Origin of the sequence: Paenibacillus helianthi (genome assembly GCF_001909055.1) — a bacterium.
Classification (GTDB): Bacteria; Bacillota; Bacilli; order Paenibacillales; family Paenibacillaceae; genus Paenibacillus_AQ; species Paenibacillus_AQ helianthi.
Genome location: NZ_LVWI01000109.1, coordinates 1 through 3,799, shown reverse-complemented (window position 1 = coordinate 3,799; position 3,799 = coordinate 1). Strand labels below are relative to the sequence as shown.

General features: G+C 42.6%; 2 protein-coding genes. Both read left to right on the top strand.

Translation table 11 applies throughout. The features are described from left to right. Nucleotides 1-1,763, top strand: a 1,763-nt coding sequence (locus A3844_RS30800; RefSeq protein WP_074109506.1) for a condensation domain-containing protein, incomplete at its 5' end; no start/stop codon positions are given. Nucleotides 1,764-1,827: 64 nt separating this feature from the next. Then, nucleotides 1,828-3,799: condensation domain-containing protein (locus tag A3844_RS30795; protein ID WP_143192217.1), on the top strand; the 1,972-nt coding region annotated here is incomplete at its 3' end.

Below are 3,799 nucleotides of genomic sequence, written 5' to 3'. Positions count from 1 at the left end.
ATATGGTACCAGCCTACTTTATCCAGGTAGAACGAATGCCGCTTACGTCCAACGGAAAAGTAGACCGGAAAGCCTTGCCGTTACCAGAGGAAGGCTGGATGCGAGGAAATGAGTATGTTGCCCCGCAAGGTGAAATGGAAGAGCAGCTTGCTGAGATCTGGAAAGAAGTATTGGGAATTGAGCAAGTGGGTCGAACAGATAACTTCTTTGAGCTAGGTGGAGATTCCATTAAGGCCGTCCAAGTATCTGCGAGATTGCAACGACACGGCTTAAAGATGGAAATTCGAGACTTGTTCCAAAACCCAAGCGTAGAGCAGGTTAGCCCGTATCTGAAGAGCCAGACCCAGCTGAGTCATCAAGGAGCAGTCGAAGGAGAAGTGGGATTGTCGCCGATCCAACAGTGGTTCTTTGAAGGACAAAAGCAAGCCCGCCACCACTTTAACCATAGCGTGATGTTATATCGCAAGGAAGGTTATCGTGAAGATATTGTGCAACAAGTGATGCAGCGTATGATGGAGCATCATGATGCTCTGCGAATGGTGTATGAACAAACAGAAACCACGGTGCATCAGTACAATAAGGGCATCCAAGAATTGTTGGTAGAGGTACCGGTGCTAGAAGTAAGAGGCCAAGGCCTGGAAGAAGTAGAGAGACAAGCCACGCGTATTCAAGAAAGTATCGACCTGGAAAAAGGTCCAATGATGCGACTGGGGCTGTTCCGGGCAGACGATGGTGATCACTTACTCATTGTGATCCATCACTTGGTAGTCGACGGTATATCATGGCGGATATTATTAGAAGATTTCGCTTCAGGATATGCTCAAGCGCTGAAGGGTGAAGAGATCAAATTTCAGGCGAAGACCGCATCATACCAAGAATGGTCAAGCCAGATGAAGGAATATGCCCGCAGTGAAGCATTCGCGGCAGAGAAAAGCTACTGGCAGCACGAAACTAAGGCCATTGGAGCAGGAACAGAAATTACGTTGGAAGAAGTCGGGCAACTCGGCGATGGAAAGTATATCGAGGTACAGCTGGATGAGGACATGACGGAAAAAGTCCTTCGACAGGTCAATCAAGCGTACAATACCGAAATTAATGATATTCTAATGACGGCCCTTGTGATGTCCATCCATGAATGGGATGGAAGGGAAGAAATCTGTATTGATATGGAAGGTCATGGCCGAGAGGAACTGGTCGAAGGATTAGATATTACACGAACAGTAGGATGGTTTACAAGTATCTACCCAGTGACTCTTCAAGTCAAAGAACAGGAACTGGGAAGACAAATCAAAACCATAAAAGAAGCACTACGTTCAATTCCGAACAAAGGAATCGGGTATGGTATGTACCGATACTGGAGTGAGGAAGGCCAAGGTGAAGGACGGAAGGTATCTGGCATTAGTTTCAACTACTTGGGACAGTTTGACCAAGACTTCCAAACAGCGATCTTCGAAGGTTCTTCGTTACCTGTAGGTGATATGGCAAGTTCTGTGCTGAAGCGAAGCAGTGGATTAGAAGTAAATGGCATGGTGAAAGAGGGAAGAATGCGATTTACGTTTGGTTACAACGGAAAGCAGTATCTTGAGCAGGAGATGGAGAATCTTGCGAACTGTTACATGCAGAAGCTATCCGCGATTATTGCACACTGCGTGGAGAAAGAGAGTACGGAGCTAACTCCAAGTGATGTCATGGTGCATGACATGAGCATTGAGGAGATCGAAGATGTATATGCACAAATAGCAGCAGCACTTAATAAAGAATAATAATAAAAAGGTGGCTGTGATTTAAATGTTTTTATATTGCAGCCACTAAAGGAGACCATTTGAAGTGAAGACAGAAATCAAAAAAATGTATCCTTTAGCACCATTACAAGAAGGAATGTTATTCCACCATGTGATGAACAAGGGAGACTTGCAGTATTTTGTTCAAACCAGCTTCGAGGTTCGAGGCAGTTTAGATATTGATTTGTTGGAACAAAGTTATCAGGAGCTTATTAACAGATATGATGTGCTTCGAAGTGTATTTGTATTTGAGAATATAAGAAGATCTTTACAGGTTGTATTGGAGCAGTGGAAATTCACCATTGATGTGCAGAAGATTGCAAACAAATCTGATGCAGAGCAAGAAGAAGCTATGAACCGTTACATGGAAGAAGATAAAAATAAGGGCTTTGACTTGACCACAACCATTCCGATGAGAGTTGCCGTTTTTGAAATGGGTGAGCAACAGTTTAAGGTGATTTGGAGCTTCCACCACATCATGACGGATGGTTGGGGGTTAGGTGTTCTATTCGGTGAATTGCTCCAAATTTATGAGTCCTTGAATAAGGGAACACCTCTACAATTGGAGACAGCCCAGCCTTATAGCCGCTTTATCCAGTGGTTAGAGAAACAAGATAAAGTGAAAGCATCGGATTACTGGAAGAATTATTTGAAAACGATCGATGAAGTGACTAGCCTGCCAGGATATAAAAAGACGGCAGATGGCTATAAGCAAGAGGAGTTATGGTTTGCGCTGGGTGAGGAACAAACACGAAAACTCCAACAACTGGCGAACCAATACCAGGTCACTTTGAATACCATGATGCAGACGATCTGGGGGGTAGTCCTGCAGAAATATAACCGAGCGAATGAAGTTGTGTTTGGTGCCGTAGTTTCGGGAAGACCTGCCGTAATCCCTGGAATTGAGAAGATGGTGGGCTTGTTTATTAATACCATTCCTGTCCGAATTTCAAGTAGCCCGGCACAACCGTTTACAGAGGTATTGCAGGCAGTTCAAGATGCAGCGATTGTTTCAGATACGTATAGTTCATATCCGTTATATGAGATCCAAAACCAAAGCACATTAAAGCAAGATTTGATCAATCACATTATGGTATTTGAAAATTACCCAATGGATGATCGATTGAAGGATATGAGTCAAACCGCCGGAGTGGGATTGGAACTCTCTAACTTCAAAACGTTTGAGCAAACGAATTATGACTTTAATGTGATTTTGATACCTGGAAAGGAACTTGCAATAAAATTCAGTTACAATCTGAATGCATTTGAACCTGAAAGAGTGGAACGAATGAAAGGTCATTTGCAACATGTCATTAAGCAAATCATAGCAAATCCGAACTCTATGATTAATGACATTGAAATCGTGACGGCGACCATACATCAGTTATTCGAGGAGCAAGCGCAAAAAACACCAGAGAATATGGCAGTTGTGGATAAAGAGAGACGGCTGACATATCGTCAATTAAATGAGCGCGCTAACCAATTAGCAAGAACGATAAAATCTCGTGGAGTTAAACAAGAATCTATTGTTGCATTACTACTAGATCGATCGGTTGAAACAATTATTAGTATATTAGCCGTTCTTAAAGCAGGAGGAACATATCTTCCAATTGATCCAGATTATCCGGCGGAAAGAGTAGAATACATTTTCGAAGATAGCAAGGTTTCATTTTTAATTACAACAGGTGAATATGCTGCTAGTACTACATTTAGCGGAGTAACATTCAATCTCTCAGAGGAACTGGATGTCATATCGGAAGAAGAGACAACGAATTTAGAGAATATAAATAGCCTGCAAGATGCTGCATACATCATATACACTTCAGGTACCACAGGTTTACCTAAAGGGGTTGTTATCGAACACGAAAATGTCATTCGTTTACTTCTAAATGACGAAATGGAATTTGACTTTAATGCGAATGATGTCTGGACAATGTTCCACTCTTATTGCTTCGACTTTTCTGTTTGGGAGATGTACGGTGCCTTACTGTATGGGGGAAAACTTGTAATCGTACCGA